Origin of the sequence: Promicromonospora vindobonensis (assembly GCF_042685865.1) — a bacterium.
GTDB lineage: Bacteria > Actinomycetota > Actinomycetes > Actinomycetales > Cellulomonadaceae > Promicromonospora > Promicromonospora vindobonensis.
The window spans coordinates 1,924,588-1,942,170 of sequence record NZ_JBHUOG010000001.1 but is presented as its reverse complement, the minus strand read 5'-3'; the positions used below and the strand labels follow the sequence as shown (position 1 = coordinate 1,942,170).

At 72.3% G+C, this 17,583-nt stretch carries 16 protein-coding genes; 6 read left to right on the top strand and 10 right to left on the bottom strand.

Annotated elements, in window-relative coordinates; genetic code table 11:
- Positions 1-5 precede the first annotated feature (5 nt).
- Positions 6-1,304 carry a serine hydrolase domain-containing protein gene (locus ACFS27_RS08745; protein WP_377181997.1) on the top strand — a complete coding sequence of 433 codons (1,299 nt, stop codon included), beginning with the start codon at positions 6-8 and terminating at the stop codon, positions 1,302-1,304.
- 4 nt (positions 1,305-1,308) lie between these two features.
- Here the strand turns inward: ACFS27_RS08745 and ACFS27_RS08740 are convergent, their stop codons facing one another.
- Positions 1,309-1,638, bottom strand: a complete 330-nt coding sequence (locus ACFS27_RS08740; protein WP_377181995.1) for a cupin domain-containing protein — start codon at positions 1,636-1,638, stop codon at positions 1,309-1,311.
- 88 nt (positions 1,639-1,726) lie between these two features.
- Here ACFS27_RS08740 and ACFS27_RS08735 point away from each other — a divergent pair, with 88 nt between their 5' ends.
- Entirely contained in the window at positions 1,727-2,332 is a 606-nt protein-coding gene (locus ACFS27_RS08735; protein WP_377181993.1) for a nitroreductase family protein, read from the top strand.
- Between the two features lie 10 nt (positions 2,333-2,342).
- On the opposite strand, the gene ACFS27_RS08730 is transcribed toward ACFS27_RS08735, so the two are convergent.
- Genes ACFS27_RS08730 through cofD form a run of 3 tightly spaced genes read right to left on the bottom strand, consistent with a single transcriptional unit; the run spans position 2,343 to position 5,221 of the window.
- On the bottom strand, positions 2,343-3,485 hold the full coding sequence (locus tag ACFS27_RS08730; RefSeq protein WP_377181991.1) for an FAD-dependent monooxygenase: 1,143 nt from the start codon (positions 3,483-3,485) through the stop codon (positions 2,343-2,345).
- Positions 3,486-3,542: 57 nt separating this feature from the next.
- Positions 3,543-4,256, bottom strand: coding sequence for an NTP transferase domain-containing protein (locus tag ACFS27_RS08725; protein WP_377181989.1), 714 nt, complete (start codon positions 4,254-4,256; stop codon positions 3,543-3,545).
- Positions 4,253-5,221 (bottom strand): 2-phospho-L-lactate transferase, encoded by a 969-nt coding sequence (gene cofD, locus ACFS27_RS08720; protein WP_377181987.1) that lies wholly within the window; start codon positions 5,219-5,221, stop codon positions 4,253-4,255. The genes ACFS27_RS08725 and cofD overlap by 4 nt, the downstream gene beginning before the upstream one ends.
- Positions 5,222-5,345: 124 nt before the next feature.
- On the opposite strand from cofD, the gene ACFS27_RS08715 reads away from it, so the two are divergent.
- Both ACFS27_RS08715 and ACFS27_RS08710 read left to right on the top strand, forming a co-directional pair.
- Positions 5,346-5,669, top strand: coding sequence for a thiamine-binding protein (locus tag ACFS27_RS08715; protein WP_377181985.1), 324 nt, complete (start codon positions 5,346-5,348; stop codon positions 5,667-5,669).
- A gap of 130 nt (positions 5,670-5,799) precedes the next feature.
- Positions 5,800-8,004 carry a restriction system modified-DNA reader domain-containing protein gene (locus ACFS27_RS08710; RefSeq protein WP_377181983.1) on the top strand — a complete coding sequence of 735 codons (2,205 nt, stop codon included), beginning with the start codon at positions 5,800-5,802 and terminating at the stop codon, positions 8,002-8,004.
- 42 nt (positions 8,005-8,046) lie between these two features.
- On the opposite strand, the gene ACFS27_RS08705 is transcribed toward ACFS27_RS08710, so the two are convergent.
- The 5 genes from ACFS27_RS08705 to ACFS27_RS08685 form a co-directional block, all read right to left on the bottom strand.
- On the bottom strand, positions 8,047-9,006 hold the full coding sequence (locus ACFS27_RS08705; protein ID WP_377181981.1) for a zinc-binding dehydrogenase: 960 nt from the start codon (positions 9,004-9,006) through the stop codon (positions 8,047-8,049).
- A 9-nt stretch (positions 9,007-9,015) separates the two neighbouring features.
- A complete protein-coding gene (locus ACFS27_RS08700) occupies positions 9,016-10,242 on the bottom strand; it encodes a YncE family protein (protein ID WP_377181979.1) in 1,227 nt (408 codons plus the stop codon).
- Between the two features lie 91 nt (positions 10,243-10,333).
- The gene (locus tag ACFS27_RS08695; RefSeq protein ID WP_377181977.1) at positions 10,334-10,759 is read right to left on the bottom strand and encodes a VOC family protein; all 426 of its coding nucleotides are present in this window, start codon (positions 10,757-10,759) and stop codon (positions 10,334-10,336) included.
- 40 nt (positions 10,760-10,799) lie between these two features.
- Positions 10,800-12,086, bottom strand: a complete 1,287-nt coding sequence (metX, locus tag ACFS27_RS08690) for a homoserine O-acetyltransferase MetX (RefSeq protein ID WP_377181975.1) — start codon at positions 12,084-12,086, stop codon at positions 10,800-10,802.
- A gap of 76 nt (positions 12,087-12,162) precedes the next feature.
- Positions 12,163-13,497, bottom strand: a complete 1,335-nt coding sequence (locus ACFS27_RS08685; RefSeq protein ID WP_377181973.1) for a bifunctional o-acetylhomoserine/o-acetylserine sulfhydrylase — start codon at positions 13,495-13,497, stop codon at positions 12,163-12,165.
- A gap of 420 nt (positions 13,498-13,917) precedes the next feature.
- Here ACFS27_RS08685 and ACFS27_RS08680 point away from each other — a divergent pair, with 420 nt between their 5' ends.
- The gene (locus ACFS27_RS08680) at positions 13,918-15,288 is read left to right on the top strand and encodes a C40 family peptidase (RefSeq protein WP_377181971.1); all 1,371 of its coding nucleotides are present in this window, start codon (positions 13,918-13,920) and stop codon (positions 15,286-15,288) included.
- A gap of 76 nt (positions 15,289-15,364) precedes the next feature.
- On the opposite strand, the gene ACFS27_RS08675 is transcribed toward ACFS27_RS08680, so the two are convergent.
- Positions 15,365-15,865: an inorganic diphosphatase gene (locus ACFS27_RS08675; RefSeq protein WP_253870651.1), complete on the bottom strand. Its 501-nt coding sequence runs from the start codon at positions 15,863-15,865 to the stop codon at positions 15,365-15,367.
- Positions 15,866-16,122: 257 nt separating this feature from the next.
- On the opposite strand from ACFS27_RS08675, the gene dacB reads away from it, so the two are divergent.
- Positions 16,123-17,574 (top strand): D-alanyl-D-alanine carboxypeptidase/D-alanyl-D-alanine endopeptidase, encoded by a 1,452-nt coding sequence (gene dacB / locus ACFS27_RS08670; RefSeq protein ID WP_377181968.1) that lies wholly within the window; start codon positions 16,123-16,125, stop codon positions 17,572-17,574.
- Positions 17,575-17,583: the final 9 nt, after the last annotated feature.

Genomic DNA, 17,583 nt, shown 5'->3' with positions numbered 1-17,583 from the left:
CTCCCATGGATCGCTCAACTCGCCGGGCGGCGCTCGCCCTGAGCGCGACGCTGGCGCTCGCGGCACCGCTGGTGGTCGCTGGGTCCGCCCACGCGACGGGGGCCGACGAACCGCCGCGGGCGTTCGCGGCAGCTGACGTACCCGACACCGTGTCCGCGCAGGTGGCCGACGCCGCCCGCGAGGCCAAGCGTGACGTCGCCCAGAACCGGGCCCTGACGCAGGGGCCGGGGTTGCCGGGCGGCGCCGAGCTCGACGCCGCCCTGGACACCGCCGTGGGAGACGGCGCGGTCGCGGTGACGGCGCGTGTCGAGACGGCGTCGGGCACCTGGAGCGGTGCTGCCGGGACCCGGGAACGCGAGGGCCGGGCGAAGGCCAGGCCGAGCGACCGGTTCCGGGTGGCGAGCAACACCAAGTCGATGGTCGCCACGCTCGTGATGCAGGAGGTCGAGAAGGGCACGTGGACCCTCGACACCCCGGTCGAGGAGGTGCTGCCCGGCGTCATGCCCGCCGGCGTGACCATCGAGCAGCTGCTGAGCCACCGCTCGGGCGCGCCGACCGCCACGGACTGGATCCTCACCTCACGCGTGACCGACCCGACGTCGGTCGACGAGGTCTTCGCGGTGATGGGCCAGGAGGTCACGACCGCCGACCACGTCGAGGCCCTGCAGAGCGCGCCCTGGATGAACGAGCCCGGCGCCGGGTTCTCGTACTCGAACGCCGGGTACGTGGTGCTCGGCCTGATGCTCGAGGAGGTCACCGGGCGGAGCGTCGAGAGCCTGCTGGCCCACAGGGTGTTCGGCCCGGCCGGGATGCGGCAGAGCGCCTACCCCGAGGACCCGGGGACGCGCGGTCCGTTCCTCCACGAGTCGGCGTACACCGGCCCGGAGGGCGCCGGTTGGTACGACCTCGACCACTTCGACCCCAGCCTGTTCGACGCAGCGGGCGCCGTCACCAGCACCACGGAGGACCTCGCCGACTTCACCGAGGCCCTGGTCACGGGTCGCCTGGTCGACCCGGCGACCGCCGGGGACATGCTGGAGCCGCGCACCGTGGGCCAGGAGGCGTTCCCCGACTACGGCCTCGGCGTCTACCGTCTCCCGGACCCGTGCGTCCCTGGCGGCTGGCTCTACGGGCACGACGGCGCGTCGTACGGCACTCTCTCGGTCAACCTCACGTCGCCCGACGGCGAGCGGCAGGTGTCCCTCGGCGTGACCGGGCGGGACATCGCCTACCCGGTCTACACCGACGAGCCGCTGTACGACCTGAACGCGGTGCTCGTGCCGATGCTGCTGGCCACCTGCTGACGGCTCACTCCAGCCACTCCGTCTCGAACCGGTCGTTCGCGTGGATGTGCACCGCCTCGTAGAGGTCGGCACCCAGGGTCCGGAACGTGTGCGGCACCATCGCCTCGACCACGAGGACCTGGCCGCCCACGGCCTGGATCTCCTCACCACCCACGGTGAAGAGCGCCCGGCCGGACCGGATCAGGAAGGTCTCGGAGTACGGGTGCCGGTGCAGCCGGGGCCCGATGCCGTCCTCGGCCACCCGCTCGAAGATGACGGACACCTCCGAACCGTGGAGGTACCCCTCGAAGTTGCCGTGCGGCAGCGTCGCCTGCTCGATCGCCTGAAGAGTCATGGACCAAGGCTGGCGGGCGCGGTGCCGTGCGGCAACGCGATTCGTGGCCGGCCGAAGTCCGGGGAGCCGAGGGTCGACAATGAGCCCCATGGAATTTCAGGACGTCGTCCGCAAGCGCCGGATGCACCGCAAGTTCACCGCCGAGCCCGTGCCGGCCGAGGCCGTCGACCGCATCACCCGTAACGCCGTCCGCGCCCCCAGTGCGGGGTTCAGCCAGGGCTGGGCGTTCGTGGTGCTGGAGACGGCCGAGGACCGGGACCGGTTCTGGGCCGCTTCGACGCCGGACACCTCGGAGCGCGACATGTCGGCGTGGCTCGCCGGGATGCGGACGGCCCCCGTGATCGTCCTCTCGCTCGCCTCCAAGGCCGCCTACCTGCGCCGGTACGCGGAGAAGGACAAGGGGTGGGAAGACCTCGACGAGTCCCGCTGGCCGGTCCCGTTCTGGCACATCGACGTCGGTATGGCGTCGCTGCTCATGCTCCAGACCGCGGTCGACGAAGGGCTGGGCGCGTGCTTCTTCGGCGTCCCGCCCGAGCATGTGGGGGCGGTCAGGGATGAGCTTGGTATCCCGGACGAGTTCGAGATCACCGGCGTCGTCGCCGTCGGGCACCCGGCGGACGGCGGGGCGAAGGGCTCGCCCACCCGCCGTCGGCGCAAGCCTCAGTCTGAGGTGGTCCACCGCGGCGGCTGGTGAGCCAAGTGGGTCACGGCTCCTGGGAGACCAGGTCGGAGATCGTGGTGTGCAGGCCCTGCACGTCGCCGCGCTCGTGGGCCAGCAGCCAGCTCGCGAGCTGGTTGGACGCCTCGACCACCGTGGTCGCGCGCGGGATCCGGCGCCCGTGGAACTCGGCCCACAGCTCGTCCGTCAGGGCGTCGTGCCTGGTCAGGACGTCGCCCAGCACGACGGCGTCCTCGACGGCCTGCGCGGCGCCCTGCGCGACGGTGGGCGGGCAGGAGTGGGCGGCGTCGCCGATGATCACCACGCGCCCGCGGTTCCACGGCTCGGCGACGACGTGGCTGGTGAACCACGTGTAGTTGATGTGCTCGACGCCCTCTTCGAGCTGAGCCCGGATGGCGTTCCAGTGCGCACCGTACGGGCGGGCCAGCTCGGCCATGATCTTCGAGCCCTCCTGCGACGTCATGCCCTGGCGGTCCTGCTTGTCCTCGACCAGGTACGCGTACATCGTGTCCTCGCCCGTCGGGCAGAAGCCCGCGATGTAGCACGGGCCGCCGAACACCAGCTCCGTGTGGTCGGCCTCCGCCGGTCGCTTGACGAAGGCCCGGAAGATGCCCATCCCGTTCGGCTCCGGCCGGGTCTCGATGCCGATCAGGTCGCGGACGGCGGAGTTAAGCCCGTCCGCCCCGACGACCAGCTCGTGGGTCACGTCCTCCGGTCCGCCGTCCGTCGCGAGGGTGAGCGTGGCGTCGTCGTCGGTCTGGGTCAGCGCCGTGACCTGGGCGCCGAAGCGGACCGTTGCGCCGAGCGCCTGCGCGCGGGCCAGCATGATCTCGGCAAGGTCGGGGCGGAACATGCCGGCGGTCGCCGGATAGTCGGGTCCGCCCATCCTGTTGTCGTGCATCTCGGCGACCACTGGTGCCTCGGGTCCGGGTGCGCGGATCCCGGTCACGTCGAACGAGAACGACCTGGCCCGCACCTGGTCCCAGATCCCGAGCCGGTCGAAGGCCCGCAGCACGTTGCCCTGCAGCGTGATGCCGGACCCGAGGGCCCCGAGGCTCGGCTTCGCCTCGTACACGACGACGTCGGCCCCGGCCTCGGCCAACAGGATGGCGGTCGCGAGCCCAGAGGCCCCTGCGCCCACGATTCCGACGTTCTGCACAGCACTCACGGTGTCTCCCTGGGTCTGGGGCGGGTTCACGAGCGGGGCTCGTAGATACCGCGCAAACTACATCAGACCGGGCACCTGCTGGCCGACGGCGGCACGGACTTCATCCGGAAGCTGCGACCAGTCGTCGGCAGTGTCGAGGTCGACGGCGGTGCCGGGCCTGTGCACGACCGTCGCGTCCAGGCCACGCGCCTCCGCCTCCGCGAGGTGCGCGGAGAGGGAGCCGACCCCGAACCGGAACCGGAACTCGTCCCGGTCCCCCTTGAGACCTAGGTTTCTTCGCTTTGCGGCCGCTGAAAGCGAATCAGCCTCGGTCTCGACGGGGAGGAGCAGGAGGTTGGTGCCGGAACGGTTGCGGTCCGTCGCGATGACCACCTGGGTGGGCTCGGCGAGGAGGGCCGCGACGTCCGCCGGGGTCAGCGCGGGCAGGTCGGCGTGCGCGACGAGGAGCGGCCCCGCGCCGCGTGCGGCGAGCACCTCCCGCGCGTGCTCGAGGGCTGAGTTCAGCCCGGGTCGGTCGGCCGGCTGCTCCAGCACCTCGACCGCCAGACCCACCAGGGTCTCCTCGGCGAAGACCGGGTCCGCCGTCACCACCACCACGTGCCCGATGCCGTCGGTGGCGAGCAGCGTCTCGACCACGTGCCGGGCCAGCACCCGGACGAGCCGGCGCCGCGAGCCCGCGTCGAGCACTGCGGCGAGCCGAGACTTGCCGGAGACACCGTCCCGGAGCGGAACCACCGCCGTCGTGCCGCGCCGTCCGACGGCGCCGGTCACGCCAGTGCCAGCAGCTCGCGGGCCAGGCGCTCCCGGCCGGGCGGTCCGCCCATGACGGTGTCGGTGACGTGCACGGCCAGGCCGAGGTCGGCCACCGGTCCCGCGAGGTTCGCGTCGCGCTCGTCGATGACCATCACGTCCACGAGGTCCGCGTAGATCCGTGCGACCCCGAGAGCCGACACCTCGTGTCCCAGCGTCTCCAGGATCTGGGCGGCAGGGCCCTTGATCGCCTGCCCGCCCACGATGGGGCTCACCGCCACGCGGCGGCCCCGAGCGGTGGCGAGCGCCTCGCGGACGCCACGCACGGCGAGCAGCGGCTCGATCGACAGAAACGGGTTCGACGGCGCGAGCACCACCAGGTCGGCGTCCAGCGCGTCGAGCACGCCGGGGGCGGGACGGGCGGCGTCGGCCCCCTCGAAGTGCAGCCCCAGGACGGCGTCCGCGTGCTGCCGCCCCACGAAGTACTCCTGGAACCCGATCCGGCCCGACGGGGTGTCGACGAGAGTGGCCAGGTGGTCGTCGGTGGCGGGCACGATGTGCGGCAGGACGCCCATCGAGCGGGCGAGCTGCGCGGTGACGGCCGACAGCGGGTCGCCACGGCGCAGGCGCGCGGTGCGCACGATGTGGGTGGCGAGGTCGCGGTCGCCGAGCGTGAACCAGGTGTCCTCGCCGAGCTCGCGGAGCGCGGCCAGGGTCGCGTAGGACTCGCCGCGCAGACCCCAGCCGCGGTCCTCGTCGTTCAGCCCGGCGAGGGTGTAGACGACCGTGTCGATGTCGGGGGAGATGGCGAGGCCGTGGAGCTCCGTGTCGTCGCCGACGTTGACGACGACGGTCAGGGCGGGGCTCGCGTCAGGGGCGGACGGCGCTGTGGTGGGTGTCTCTGCGGGGGCCGCGCGGAGCGCGAGGTCGAGGCCGTGCGCGAGCCGCGCACCGCCGACCCCGCCCGCGAGGAGGGTGACGTTCACACGTCGAGCCTACGTGCGCAGGGGTTCCGCCAGAAGCTCCCGCCCGTGTCGGCCAGATCACCCGAGCGCCGTGTCCGTCCGACACGTGCGCGAGATCTGTGACAGGTGGGGGCAGACTGGGTACATGGCCGTCTTCGCGTTCTCCGTCGCCCCCATGACCGCAGGCGAGTCCGTCGCCGAGCAGGTCGCCGAGGCTGTCCGCATCGTCAGGGAATCGGGGCTCCCGAACCGGACGACCTCGATGTTCACCGAGATCGAAGGGTCGTGGGACGAGGTGATGCCGGTGATCCAGCGCGCGACCGACGCCGTCGCACGGGGCGGGCACCGGGTGTCGCTCGTCATCAAGGCCGACATCCGGCCCGGAGCGCCCGCCGGGCAGCTCGACAGCAAGATCGCCCGGGTCGAGGAGCGGCTCGCCGCCGACGAGGCGGAGACCGGCCACTCCTGACCCCTGTTCCGCCGGTCGACCGAGTTCCGGGGCAAGCCACACGACACCTTCACCCCCGTGTTTCCGGTCTCTTGCGCACGGCCTTTAGGCTAAGGCGGACCGATGCCGCAGGACCCCGGGAGATCACGAGATGCCATTGTTCGAGGTCGATACCCAGCGGCCCCTCCTCGTGACGTCCGCGAACGGTGCGAACGGCTCGGAACCAGGACTCAAGACCACGGCCAACCAGGTGGTCGACTCCCACATCGACGGACTCCTCGGTGAAGAGGTCTTCCCGATCGCGCAGGGCTCCGGCCCGGACGAACCGCACCTGCTCGCGCTCGACGCGTCGGGCTCGCCCGTCGTCGTCGAGCTGGTCGCGGACCTCGACCGGGAGAACCTCGCCAAGGCGCTCGACCACGCCGGTGCGGCCGGCCGGCTGACGCGGGCGGACCTCGCGGCGCGCTACAGCGGCGGCGCGAGCTCGTTCCAGCACGACGTCGCCGCCTTCTACGACAGCGTGCCGATCACGCGCACGCAGTCGGGCAAGAACGGTGGCAGCGGCGCGCGGCTCATCATCATCTGCCAGAACGCGCCGGACGAGATCCTCAACGCCGTCGACTTCCTCCGCCAGCCGACGATGCCCGTCGAGGTGCTGAAGATGGGCGTCGTGAACTCGGACGACGGCCGCAAGTTCCTCGATGTCTCGCCGCTCGTCGTGCACCTCCCACCGGGCCTGCCCGCGCCCAAGTCGGCGCCGATCGGCGGCTCGATCACCGGCTCGATGGAGGGTTCGGTCAGCAGCTCGATGGACACGGGCGTGACCGGCGGGGTCGCGGGCGGCTCCGCGGCGCCGAAGGACGCGTTCGAGGAGGGCGTCAAGGTCGGCTACGCGCTCACGGGCAAGATGCCGGTCGTCGCGCAGGCGCCGCAGACCCGTGCCCCGCAGGCGCCCCTGTCCCGTGCCGAGCGGGCGCGCCAGAAGCCGGTTCGCGCCGAGGCCGCGCCGCCGCCGCTCGCCGACAACCCGTCCGCCGGGCCGACGAACGCTGCGACAGGGCTGCGGTCCAGCCTCCGCGGCGCCGCGCCCCGCGGCGGTACGCCCGAGCGCGCGGCAAGCAGTGGTTCACCCGACCGCGCGGCAAGCGGCGGCTCGCCGGAGCGAGCGGCGGGCGGCGGTTCGCCCGAGCGCGCCGAAGGTGGCGCGCGCGACCGTCCGGCCGGTGGTGGCGCACCCGAGCGCACGGCAGGCACCCGCGCCGCACGCCGCGCCCAGGCCGCCGCGGCGGCACCCGCACCCGCGCCGCCTGCCCCTCCGTCCGCCCCTGCGCCGTCCGCCCCGAGCGGTCTCGGCGGCGGCAGCATGCCGAGCGCCCCGATCTCGTCGGTGCGGCCCGGCGCGGAGTCGCGCCCGACGCCGAGCACACCGCCGCGGCTGGCGGCCAGCCGTTCCTCGCTCGGCGACGCAGCAGGCTCCGCGCGCGCAGAGCCTGCCGCCGAGCCGGCGCCGTCGGTGCGCCGTCGTTCACGCACCGACCGGTTCGCGGCGTCGGCCCAGCCGGACGAGCCGACGTCGGCCTATCCGCCGTCGGCACCGACGCCCGCGCCCGGGCAGAGCTACCCGCAGCCCGCCGTGCCGCAGCCGCCGGCGGAGGAGAACCTGTGGCAGCCGCCGTCGTACGACGCGGCGCCCGCCTACTCCGGGGCGGACTCGACCGACCCGTCCGACTTCGACATCACCCAGCCCCGCTACACGCCGGAGCCCACCTACGGCGGCGAGTCGAGCTTCGCGCCCGCGGCGCCGTCGTACGGCTTCCCGCCCGAGCCGGCCGCCGGGTACGGCGACCAGAACGGGTACGGCTACGGCGAGCAGTCCGGCTACGAGTCGACCTACCTGGACAACGTGGCCCCGGCGGTCGCGGAGCCGAACCCCTGGGAGTCCGGCGGCTACCTGGCAGGTCCCGACGACGGCTACGGGCAGCCAGCGTTCTCGGCCGACCCGTACCCGTCGAGCGCGCCGGAGGCTCCGGCCCGTCCCGTGCCGCCGAACGAGAGCATCCGGGCCAGCACCCCGATGCTGTTCGAGGAGGAGGACGACCCGGACCTGGAGGCGCTCGCCCGCAGCGTGGGTACGCCCACGCGCATCGTGTGGTCGCGTCCCCGCCGTAACCAGCACTTCGAGGCCATGCTCCTGCCGGACGGTGCCATCGAGCTGGCCAACGGCGCTCGCTACCGGCACCCGGACTCTGCCGCTACGGCAGCGTCGGGCTCCTACACCGCCGACGGGTGGAACGTCTGGCGGATCGGCGACACCGGCCCCACGCTGGTCGAGGAGTTCTCCCGCCGTTTCGCCTGAGACCCCCACAACCCGCCAACGGGAGCGGGAGGAGCTGGCGGCTCAGGGGCGGACGACGACCTTGCCGAACTGGTTGCCCTCGTGCAGCCTGGCCAGGCCGTCGGCGGCCTCGGCGAGCGGCACCTCGGCGTCGATCACCGGGCGGACGCCCGTGCGGGCGCAGAACCGGGCGAGCGCGCCGAGGTCGTCCCGCGAGCCCATCGTGACGCCCTGGACGCGGAGCTCCTGGAAGAAGACGCGGGTCAGCTCGGCCGGGGGAGCGTCACCCGACGTGGCGCCGCAGACCAGCACGGAGCCGCCGGGCCGCACCGAGCGGATCGAGTGGGCCCACGTCGCCTGGCCCACCGACTCCAGCACCGCGTCGACGCGGGCAGGCAGGCGGGCGCCCGTCTCGACCGCACCCGCCGCCCCCAGCGCGACGGCCCGGTCCCGCTTCTCGGCGGAGCGCGACGTCACCCAGACCTCCAGGCCGGCCGCCACGCCGAGGATGACCGCCGCCGTCGCGAGCCCGCCGCCCGCGCCCTGCACGAGCACCCGGTCGCCCGGGGCGAGGCCGCCGGCCGTGAACAGCATGGTGTACGCGGTGAGCCAGGCCGTAGGCAGGCAGGCGGCCTCCTCGAACGAGAGCTCGGCAGGCTTGGGCACGAGGTTCGCCGTCGGCACCGACACCCGCTCGGCAAGGGTGCCCGGGTAGCGCTCGGAGAGCAGCGAGCGCGGTTCCTTCGGCCCGACGCCGTGGCCGTCGGCCCCGATGACGCCGTGCACGATCACCTCCGTGCCGTCCGGCGTCACGCCGGCGGCGTCGGTGCCGAGGATCATCGGGAGCTGCTGCTCCTTCAGACCCACCCCGCGCAGCGACCAGAGGTCGTGGTGGTTCAGGCTCGCGGCCCGCACGTCCACCGTGGTCCAGTGCTCCACGGCGTCCGGTTCGGGGCGGTCACCCACCTCCAGGCCGTCGAGCGGGCTGTCGGGCGAGAAGCTGGTCACGTAGGCGGCAAGCATGCGGCGACCCTAACGGACCCCGGACCAGCCGGCAGGGACGGTGCCCAGCCTGACCCGCTGCGGGTGGTCGCCCACCGGCACCGACGTGATCTTCTGCCCGGTCTCGAAGTCGATGGACGTCACCTGGTCGGCGGCAGACTCCGAGACCACGCACGCCGCGCCGTCACCCGTCACCGTGGACCAGTACGGTTTCGCGACGTCGACCAGCGGGCCCTCCTCGAGCGTCGCCCGGTCCACGACCACCGCGTAGTCGTCCATCGTCCCTGCGACGCACAGGTGCTCGCCGGAGGGGCGCATGGTCAGGCCGTGGTGCCGCGAGTCGTTGACCATGTCGGTGCGCGGCCCGTGGAACACGCGCGGCAGCGTCTTGACCCGCGTGATGCGGTCGGACGACACGTCGTACTCCAGGAACCCGCCGAAGAACGACACCTGGAAGTACAGCTTCGACTCGTCGGGGTTGAACGTGGCGGGGCGGACGGCGTCGGACAGGTGCTCCAGCCCTGCCTCGTCGAGGCGCTCGCGCATGTCGATCTCGCGGACCACCTCGAACGTCTCGGCGTCGGCCACCGTGATGACGCGGTCGCCCTTGAGGAAGTCGAGCGCCGGGTCGTCCAGGCCGTTGTTGACCTCGCCGATCGACATGTTCCAGATCAGCCCGTCGGCCGTGTAGATGTTCTCGTGCGGCTTGTCGCCCGTGGGGAACGAGCCGGCCTCGGTGCCGGTCTCCATGTCGAGCACGTGCACCCGGTTGCCCGTCGACGCGGAGACGGCGACCTGCGTCCCGTCGGGCGAGACGGACATGTGGTCCGCCCGGAGGCCGGACACCGGGAAGCGCCACTCGACCTCGCCGGTCGCGAGGCTGATGGAGACGACGTCGGCGAAGCTCGGCCGGGACACGACCAGCGAGGAACCGTCCGGGGTCGTGTACATGTCGTCGGCGAACTGGTCGTGGCCCTCGCCGACGGTCTCGCGGATGACCAGGAAGGCCGCCAGCCGGATCGGGTCGCGATAGATCTCCCGCAGCCGCTGCTCGCGGTCGGGGATCACGTCGACCTCGCCGACCGGCGTGAGGTCGGCGCCGGAGGACAGCACCGACGCCGTGCCGTCCCAGTTGTTGGCGACGAACAGGACCTCCTGCGGCGGCGGTTCGGCCTGGGCCGGCGCGGCGGCCGCGACCCCGCCGGACGCCACGAGTCCGAGTGCGGCCAGGATGGAGAGAGCACGGCGAGCTGTCACTGAACGCTCCTCTTCGTCGAGCTGATCGGCGGTGATCAGCTCGACGAAGATTACTGGAGACCGGTTCAGTAACGAAAGATCACCCGGCAGTTCACCTGGAAGCGACGTCGAACATCCAGGAGATGCCGAACCTGTCGGTGAGCTGCCCGTAGTAGTCGCCCCACGGTGCGAGCTCGAACGGCTGTCCGGGCGTCCCGCCGTCGGACAGCTTCTCGTAGGCGTCCTTGATGTAGTCGTGGTCCTCGGGACCGCCGGTCAGGGCGACGGTGACGCCGGCAGACGGCGCCACGTACTCCATGAACGACGGCGTGTCCGACGCCATGATCGTGAGGCCGCCCGGGGTGTCGAGCTGCCCGTGCATGACGAGGTCCTTGTCCTCGTCGGGTGTGGGCATCCCCTCCATCGGGGTGCCACCGAAGGTGCTGACGTCGAGCTCACCGCCGAGCACGGACTGGTAGAAGTCCAGGGCAGCCTTGGCCTCGGACTTGAAGCTGAGGTACGGATTGAGCTTTGCCATACGGTCACGCTAATCCTGGGGCTGCCGGTCCGCAGGATGGTTACCCGAGGAACTCACTTACCATCGGACCGATCTGGTCGGCCTCGACCAGGAACCCGTCGTGCCCCACGTCGCTGGTGACGATCCGCAGGGACTCCGCCCCAGGGATCCACTGGGCGAGGCGTGCGGACTGCGTGGGCGGGAACAGCCGGTCGCTGTCCACCGCCACCACGAGCGCCCTGGCCGTGATCTGGGTGAGCGCCGCCTCGACGCCGCCGCGGTCGCGCCCCAGGTCGTGCGACAGCATCGACTCGGTGAGCACCAGGTAGGAGTTGGCGTCGAACCGCCGGGCGAGCTTGTCGCCGTGGTGCTCGAGGTACGACTGCACGGCGAACCGGCCGCCCGCGAACGGGTCCTCGCCGCCCTGCGGCAGCCGACCGAAGCGCTGGTCCAGCTCGTAGCCCGTCCGGTACGTCGTGTGCGCGATCTGCCGGGCGATGCCAAGGCCGGTGTGCGGGCCGTCGTCGTCGGCGGCCGAGTAGTAGTCGCCGCCGCGGAAGCGGGGGTCCACGCGGATCGCGGCCAGCTGCGGGTGCGCCCACGCGATCTGGTCGCCACCGGTCTGGGCGGTCGTGGCGATGGCGGCGACGTTCCGGACCTCGATGTCGGCCTCGGGTCCGAGCAGCGCCCACTCGAGCACGCGCAGCCCGCCCATCGACGCGCCGACCACCAGCTCCCACGACCGGATCCCGAGCTCGCGGCACAGCGCGATCTCCACGGCCACCTGGTCGCGCGTCGTGATGTACGGGAATCGCCCGCCCCACGGGTGCCCGTCGTGCGCGATGGAGGACGGGCCGGTCGTGCCCTGACACCCACCGAGCGCGTTGGGCGCCACCACGAAGTACCGGTCGGTGTCGATGGGCTTGCCTGGACCGACCGTCTCGGCCCACCAGCCGTCGGTCACGTGGCCTGGGCCCGCCTCGCCGGTCACGTGCGAGTCGCCCGTCAGGGCGTGCAGCACCAGCACGGCGTTCGAGCCGTCGGCGTTCAGGGTGCCCCAGGTCTCGTAGGCCACCCGCACGGCGGGCAGGCGGCCGCCCGCTTCCAGGTCGAACGCGCCGACGTCGGCGAACAGCCGGTGCCCTGGGTCGTCGCCCTCGCGCCAGGCGCCGCTCGCGGGCACCGGCGGTTTGCTGCGAGAACGGGAGGTCTGTATGGGATCGGCAGGGCTCGGCGGGGCGCCGCCGTCCCGGCCGTGCGCGCCGTCCGGCGCAGGGAAGGGCACGAGCACCGAGCGGACGGGTTGGTCCGGGGTGTCGTGCGCGGCCCTCGGGGTGGTGATGGCCATGGTGTCTCCTGCGGCTCGGGGTGGTGAGCTCGGGGTGGTGGGCCCCGGCGCGGACGGCGACGTCACATCGCTGCTGCTACTTCTCCCCGCCCAGGAGGCCCTTGGCTGCGGTGAAGCCCAGCTCCAGGTCGGCAAGGATGTCTTCGACGTTCTCCAGGCCGACAGCCAGGCGGACGAGGCCAGGAGTGACCCCCGACAGCGCCTGCTCCTCGGCCGTCAGCTGCGAGTGGGTGGTGGAGGCGGGGTGGATCACGAGCGACCGGACGTCGCCGATGTTCGCCACGTTGGAGTGCAGCTCCAGGGCCGACACGAACGCCTGCCCCGCATCGGCACCGCCGTCGAGCTCGAAGGCGAGCACGGCACCGGCGCCCTTCGGCGCGTACTTCTGCGCGTTCGGGTGCCAGGGCGAGCTCGGCAGGCCGGCGTAGTGGACCGTCCCGACGTCGTCCCGGGCCTCCAGCCACTCGGCGACACGCTGCGCATTGGCGACGTGGCGCTCGATCCGCAGCGACAGCGTCTCGATGCCCTGGGCGAGCAGGAAGGCGTTGAACGGCGAGATCGCCGCGCCGAGGTCCCGCAGGAGCTGGACCCGCGCCTTGAGGATGAACGCGAGGTTCGCCCCGAGCGCCGAGCCGACGCCGAGGTCCCGCGCGAAGACCAGACCGTTGTAGCTGGGGTCCGGCGTGTTGAAGCCGGGGAACCGGTCCGGGTCGGCGGCGAAGTCGAAGCTGCCACCGTCGACGATCACGCCACCGATCGTGGTGCCGTGACCGCCCAGGTACTTGGTCGCCGAGTGCACCACGAAGTCGGCGCCGTGCTCGAAGGGGCGGATCAGGTACGGCGTCGCGACGGTGTTGTCGACGATCAGGGGGACCCCGGCCTCGTGCGCCGCCGCGGCGACGCCCTCGATGTCGAGCACGTCGGAGCGCGGGTTCGGGATGGTCTCGCCGAAGAACGCCTTCGTGTTCGGCCGGACGGCGGCGCGCCACGCGTCCAGGTCGTGCGGGTCGTTCACGAACGTGGTCTCGATGCCGAACTTCGGCAGCGTGTGGTGGAGCAGGTTGTACGTGCCGCCGTAGAGGCTCGCGGAGGCGACGATGTGGTCGCCCGCCTGGGCGAGGTTGAGCAGCGCGAGGGACCCGGCCGCCTGGCCGGACGCCACCAGGAGCGCGCCGACGCCGCCCTCGAGGCTTGCGATCCGGTCCTCGACCACCTGTGTCGTGGGGTTGCCGATGCGGGTGTAGATCGGGCCGAGATCCTTCAGGGCGAACCGGTCTGCCGCGACCCCGGCGTCAGGGAACACGAACGACGTGGTCTGGTAGATCGGCAGGGCGCGGGCTCCCGTGGTGGGGTCCGCCTCCTGGCCGGCGTGGATCTGGCGGGTCTCGAACGACCACTGGGGCTGAGTCATGGCTCTCCTGCTTCCTGTAGCTGGTGGCGTGCTTCGGGCGGAACTGGCCGAGATGTGCCGCGGCGTGCCCCATGGGGCCTGCGCATCAGGAGGTGGTCCGCGGCGGGGTGGCGCGCACGCGGGAGTCGGCCGAACGGCCGAGGGCAGGCGAACGTGCGCTGGTTCAGCAACTACACATTCGACGAGTCATGGGTGTGACCGTAGACGGCCCTGGACGGCACCGAAAGTCGTGTCTTATATCGTGAGATCGAAAAATGAGACGAGCCGTGGACCCGGCCGGGAGCAGGCGCGTGGCCGGCCGGGGGTGTTCCGGTAGCGCAAACCAGCGGCCTGAGCCACATTGGACCGTGACACGGGAGTGATTCACAAGATCTGCGCAAGGCGACACGCCGAGAGATGTGCCGATCGGGAAAGGGGATCATGGGACGGATCCGAGATCTGGACGAGTCGAGGCACGGCCACGGCGGGGTGCTGGCGCTCCGCGCGCTCGGGGCCCTGGTGCTCGCGCTCGGCCTGGTGATCCCGTGGGGCCCGACGGCGAAGGCCGACCCGCCCGCCGATCCGCCCACCGCGGAGGAGGCTCAGGCGGCCGGTGAGGCGCTCGCGGCGGGAACGCTGGACGTGCAGCAGGCGGAGGCCGCGCTCACCGCCCTCCGTTCGGAGCTCGAGGCGGCCCGGATCCGTGTGCAGGTGGCCGCCGCCGACTACGCCGAGGCGCAGCAGGCCGTCGAGCGCGCCGAGCAGGAGGTGACCGCTGCCCGCCGAGCCGCCGAGCGGGCGCGCGAGGGCGAGGTGGCGTCGCGGGCGGGGCTGGCCCAGGTCTACCGGTCGTCGGCACGCGACGACGGCCTCGGGTCTCTCGGCATCGCCTTCGAGGCCGACTCGGTGCCCGACATGGTGGGGCGCAGCGCGGCGGAGCGCGCAGTGCAGCGCAAGCTCGGTGGGGCCATGGCCGAGTACCAGGAGGCGCGCGCGTCGGCGGAGTCGGCCGACGCCCGGTGGACCGCGGCGAAGAGGCAGCGCGCCGTCGCAGCAGAGCAGGCGGAGGCGGCCTTCACCGCCGCCCAGGCCGCTGCGGCCGATCTCGAGGTGCGCACCCGAGCCGCTGAGGTGGAGCGCAAGGCGCTGGTCGAGCGGCTCGCGCAGCTGCGGCAGACCAGCGTCGAGATCGAGCGGCAGCGGGAGGAAGCGCGGGCCGCCGCGGCGGAGGCGGCTCGCGAGGCCGCAGCAAAGGCGGAGCTCGAGCAGCAGCGTGCCCGGGCGGACGGTGCGGGAGAGCCGGAGGCCGGTGCGGAGGAGCCTGGTGCACAGGCGTCCGGCGAGGAGGCAGGGCCGGGTGCCGCCACGGAGGGCTCGGGCAGTGCGCGGGCGCCCGCACCGGCGCCCGTCGGTCCGTCCACGTCGGGTGTGACCGTGGGCTCGGAGGGTCGGGGTGCCGGCGCCGTCGCCTGGGCGCGGACCAAGATCGGCGCGCCGTACCTGCTCGGGGCCGCTGGGCCGACCCACTACGACTGCTCCGGCCTGACGATGACGTCGTGGGCGAGCCAGGGAGTGGACATCACCCGGACCTCCCGGTCGCAGTACCTCGCCGTCGGCAAGGTGGACTACGGCTCGCTCCGGATCGGCGACCTCATCTTCTACGGCTCGAGCCCGAGCGACCCGTCGTCGATCTACCACGTGGCCATGTACACGGGCGGCGGCATGATGATCGAGGCGACGTTGCCAGGCCAGCCGCTGTCGGAGAACCCGGTGCGGTACTCGAGCGCGATGCCCTACGCGGGTCGCCCCTGAGCCTGGCGGTCGTGGGTGTGACCGTTGCGACCGTCACGGGTGGACAGTCGCAACGGTCACGCCCACATCCACGGCCTCAGTGCTTGGCGTAGTAGCCGGTGTCCTCGGCGCGCTGGATCGAGCGGACGATCTCGGCCTCGGCGTCGGAGCGGCCGACCCAGTGGGCGCCCTCGACGGACTTGCCCGGCTCGAGGTCCTTGTAGACCTCGAAGAAGTGCTGGATCTCCAGGCGGTGGAAGTCCGAGACGTCGTCGATGTCCTGGCGCCAGGCGGCGCGCTGGTCGCCCGTCGGGACGCAGAGCACCTTGTCGTCGCCGCCGGCCTCGTCGCGCATGCGGAACATGCCGAGTGCGCGGCACTTGATCAGGCAGCCGGGGAACGTGGGCTCCTCCAGCAGGACGAGCGCGTCCAGGGGGTCGCCGTCTTCACCGAGGGTGCCCTCGATGAAGCCGTAGTCGTCCGGGTAGCGCGTCGAGGTGAAGAGCATGCGGTCGAGGCGGATACGTCCGGTCTCGTGATCCACCTCGTACTTGTTCCGCTGACCCTTGGGGATCTCGATCGTGACGTCGAACTCCACGTCGATGTGCTCCAGTTCTCGAAGATGGTCGCCGAAGTGTCTTACCGCGGCGGCGGCCTTGCGCCTGTCCAGTGTGCCATGTGTCTTGTGTCCCGACCGTTACCTGTGGTCAGCACCACTCTCCGGGTTGGGCATAATTCGCAGCGTGTGCGTCGCGCGCGCGAGCCGGTCTCGCGAGCGGGTGAAATTTCCCGGGAATCGCCGTCGCCGTACCCATCGCATGGTTTGCCGCCACTAGAGTTGCCTATGGCTTTTACGTGACGATCGAGAGGATGCCCATGGAGTGGGGGTCGCGCTCCGGCGCTGCCGTCGCCGCGGTCGTCGCACTGTTCGGTGGGTACCTTGTCGCCGACGCGTACGACGTCGTCCCCGGCATGCTCACCACGGCCGAACCGTGGCCGGAGCCCAGCCCTTTCCCGTCGGCACCCGGTGCCGTCGAAGGGCCCGCTCCCGTCGCGCTCCTCGAGCGCCTCCCTGACGACGCGCCGGTACCGGACAGCGACGAGATGCAGCGCCTGGTGACGGGGCTGGCCAAGGACAAGCGGCTCGGTTCCCGGGTCGGCGTCATGGTGGCCGACGGGAGCACTGGCGAGGTGCTCGGCTCGTCGAGCCCGGACAAGCTCATGACCCCTGCGTCCACCCAGAAGCTGTTCGCCGGCGTCGCCGCGCTCTCGTCGCCCATCGCGGGCACCACGCTGGACACCAGGGCCGTTCTCGCCGACGGCAACACCGTGGTCCTGGTCGGTGGCGGCGACATGATGCTGGCGGAGGGGGAGGGCGACCCCTCCGCCGTCAACGGGAGGGCCGGCCTGGCCGACCTGGCCCGGCAGGTCGCGGCCAAGGTGAAGGTCACAGGCACCACCGAGGTGCGGGTCGCGCTCGACGACACGCTCTTCACCGGCGACGACATCGCGCCGACCGTGGCGAGCCCTGACATCGCTGCCGGCTACGTGGCACCCGTCTCGTCCGTCGCGGTGAACGTCGGCCTGCTGTCCGACGGGTACACCGACAACGGCCCCCGTGCGTCGGATCCCGGCAAGTACGCAGCGGAGGTCTTCTCGGCGGCGCTGGAGGCCGAGGGCCTCCAGACCGCCGGGGCCGTGGTCAACGAGACGGCACCGGACGACGCCCAGGTGCTCGGCCAGGTCAGCTCGGCGCCGCTCGCGGAGGTCGTCGGGTTCGCCATGCAGTACTCCGACAACACGATCACCGAGGTGCTCGGGCGGCTGGTCGCGGTGGAGGCCGGCCTGCCCGGCTCGAACGACGGCGCCACCCAGGCGGTGATCGCCAGCGCGCGGAAGCTCGGCGTCGACATGACCGGTGCTCGGCTGCGGGACTGCTCCGGTCTTGGCGACGGCTCCTACCTCAGCCCGCAGCAGCTCGTGGACCTGCTCGAGATCATGGTCGACCCCGCACGCCCGGAGCTGCGCAGCGAGGCGGTCGGCATGCCGATCGCCGGACTGTCGGGCACGCTCGACAGCAGCGCCGGACGGTTCACCGGGACCAACCCCGCCCGTGGCCTGGCGCGGGCCAAGACCGGCAGCCTGCCCAAGGTGCGCGCGCTCGCGGGCACGGTGGTCACGGCCGACAGCCGGCTGCTCGTCTTCTCGATCCTCGCCGACTCGATCCCCGCCGACAAGACCGTCGGCGCCACGCAGATCTACGACGGCTTCGTCGGCGACCTCGCGTCGTACTCGGTCCAGGGCTGACGCCCCGTC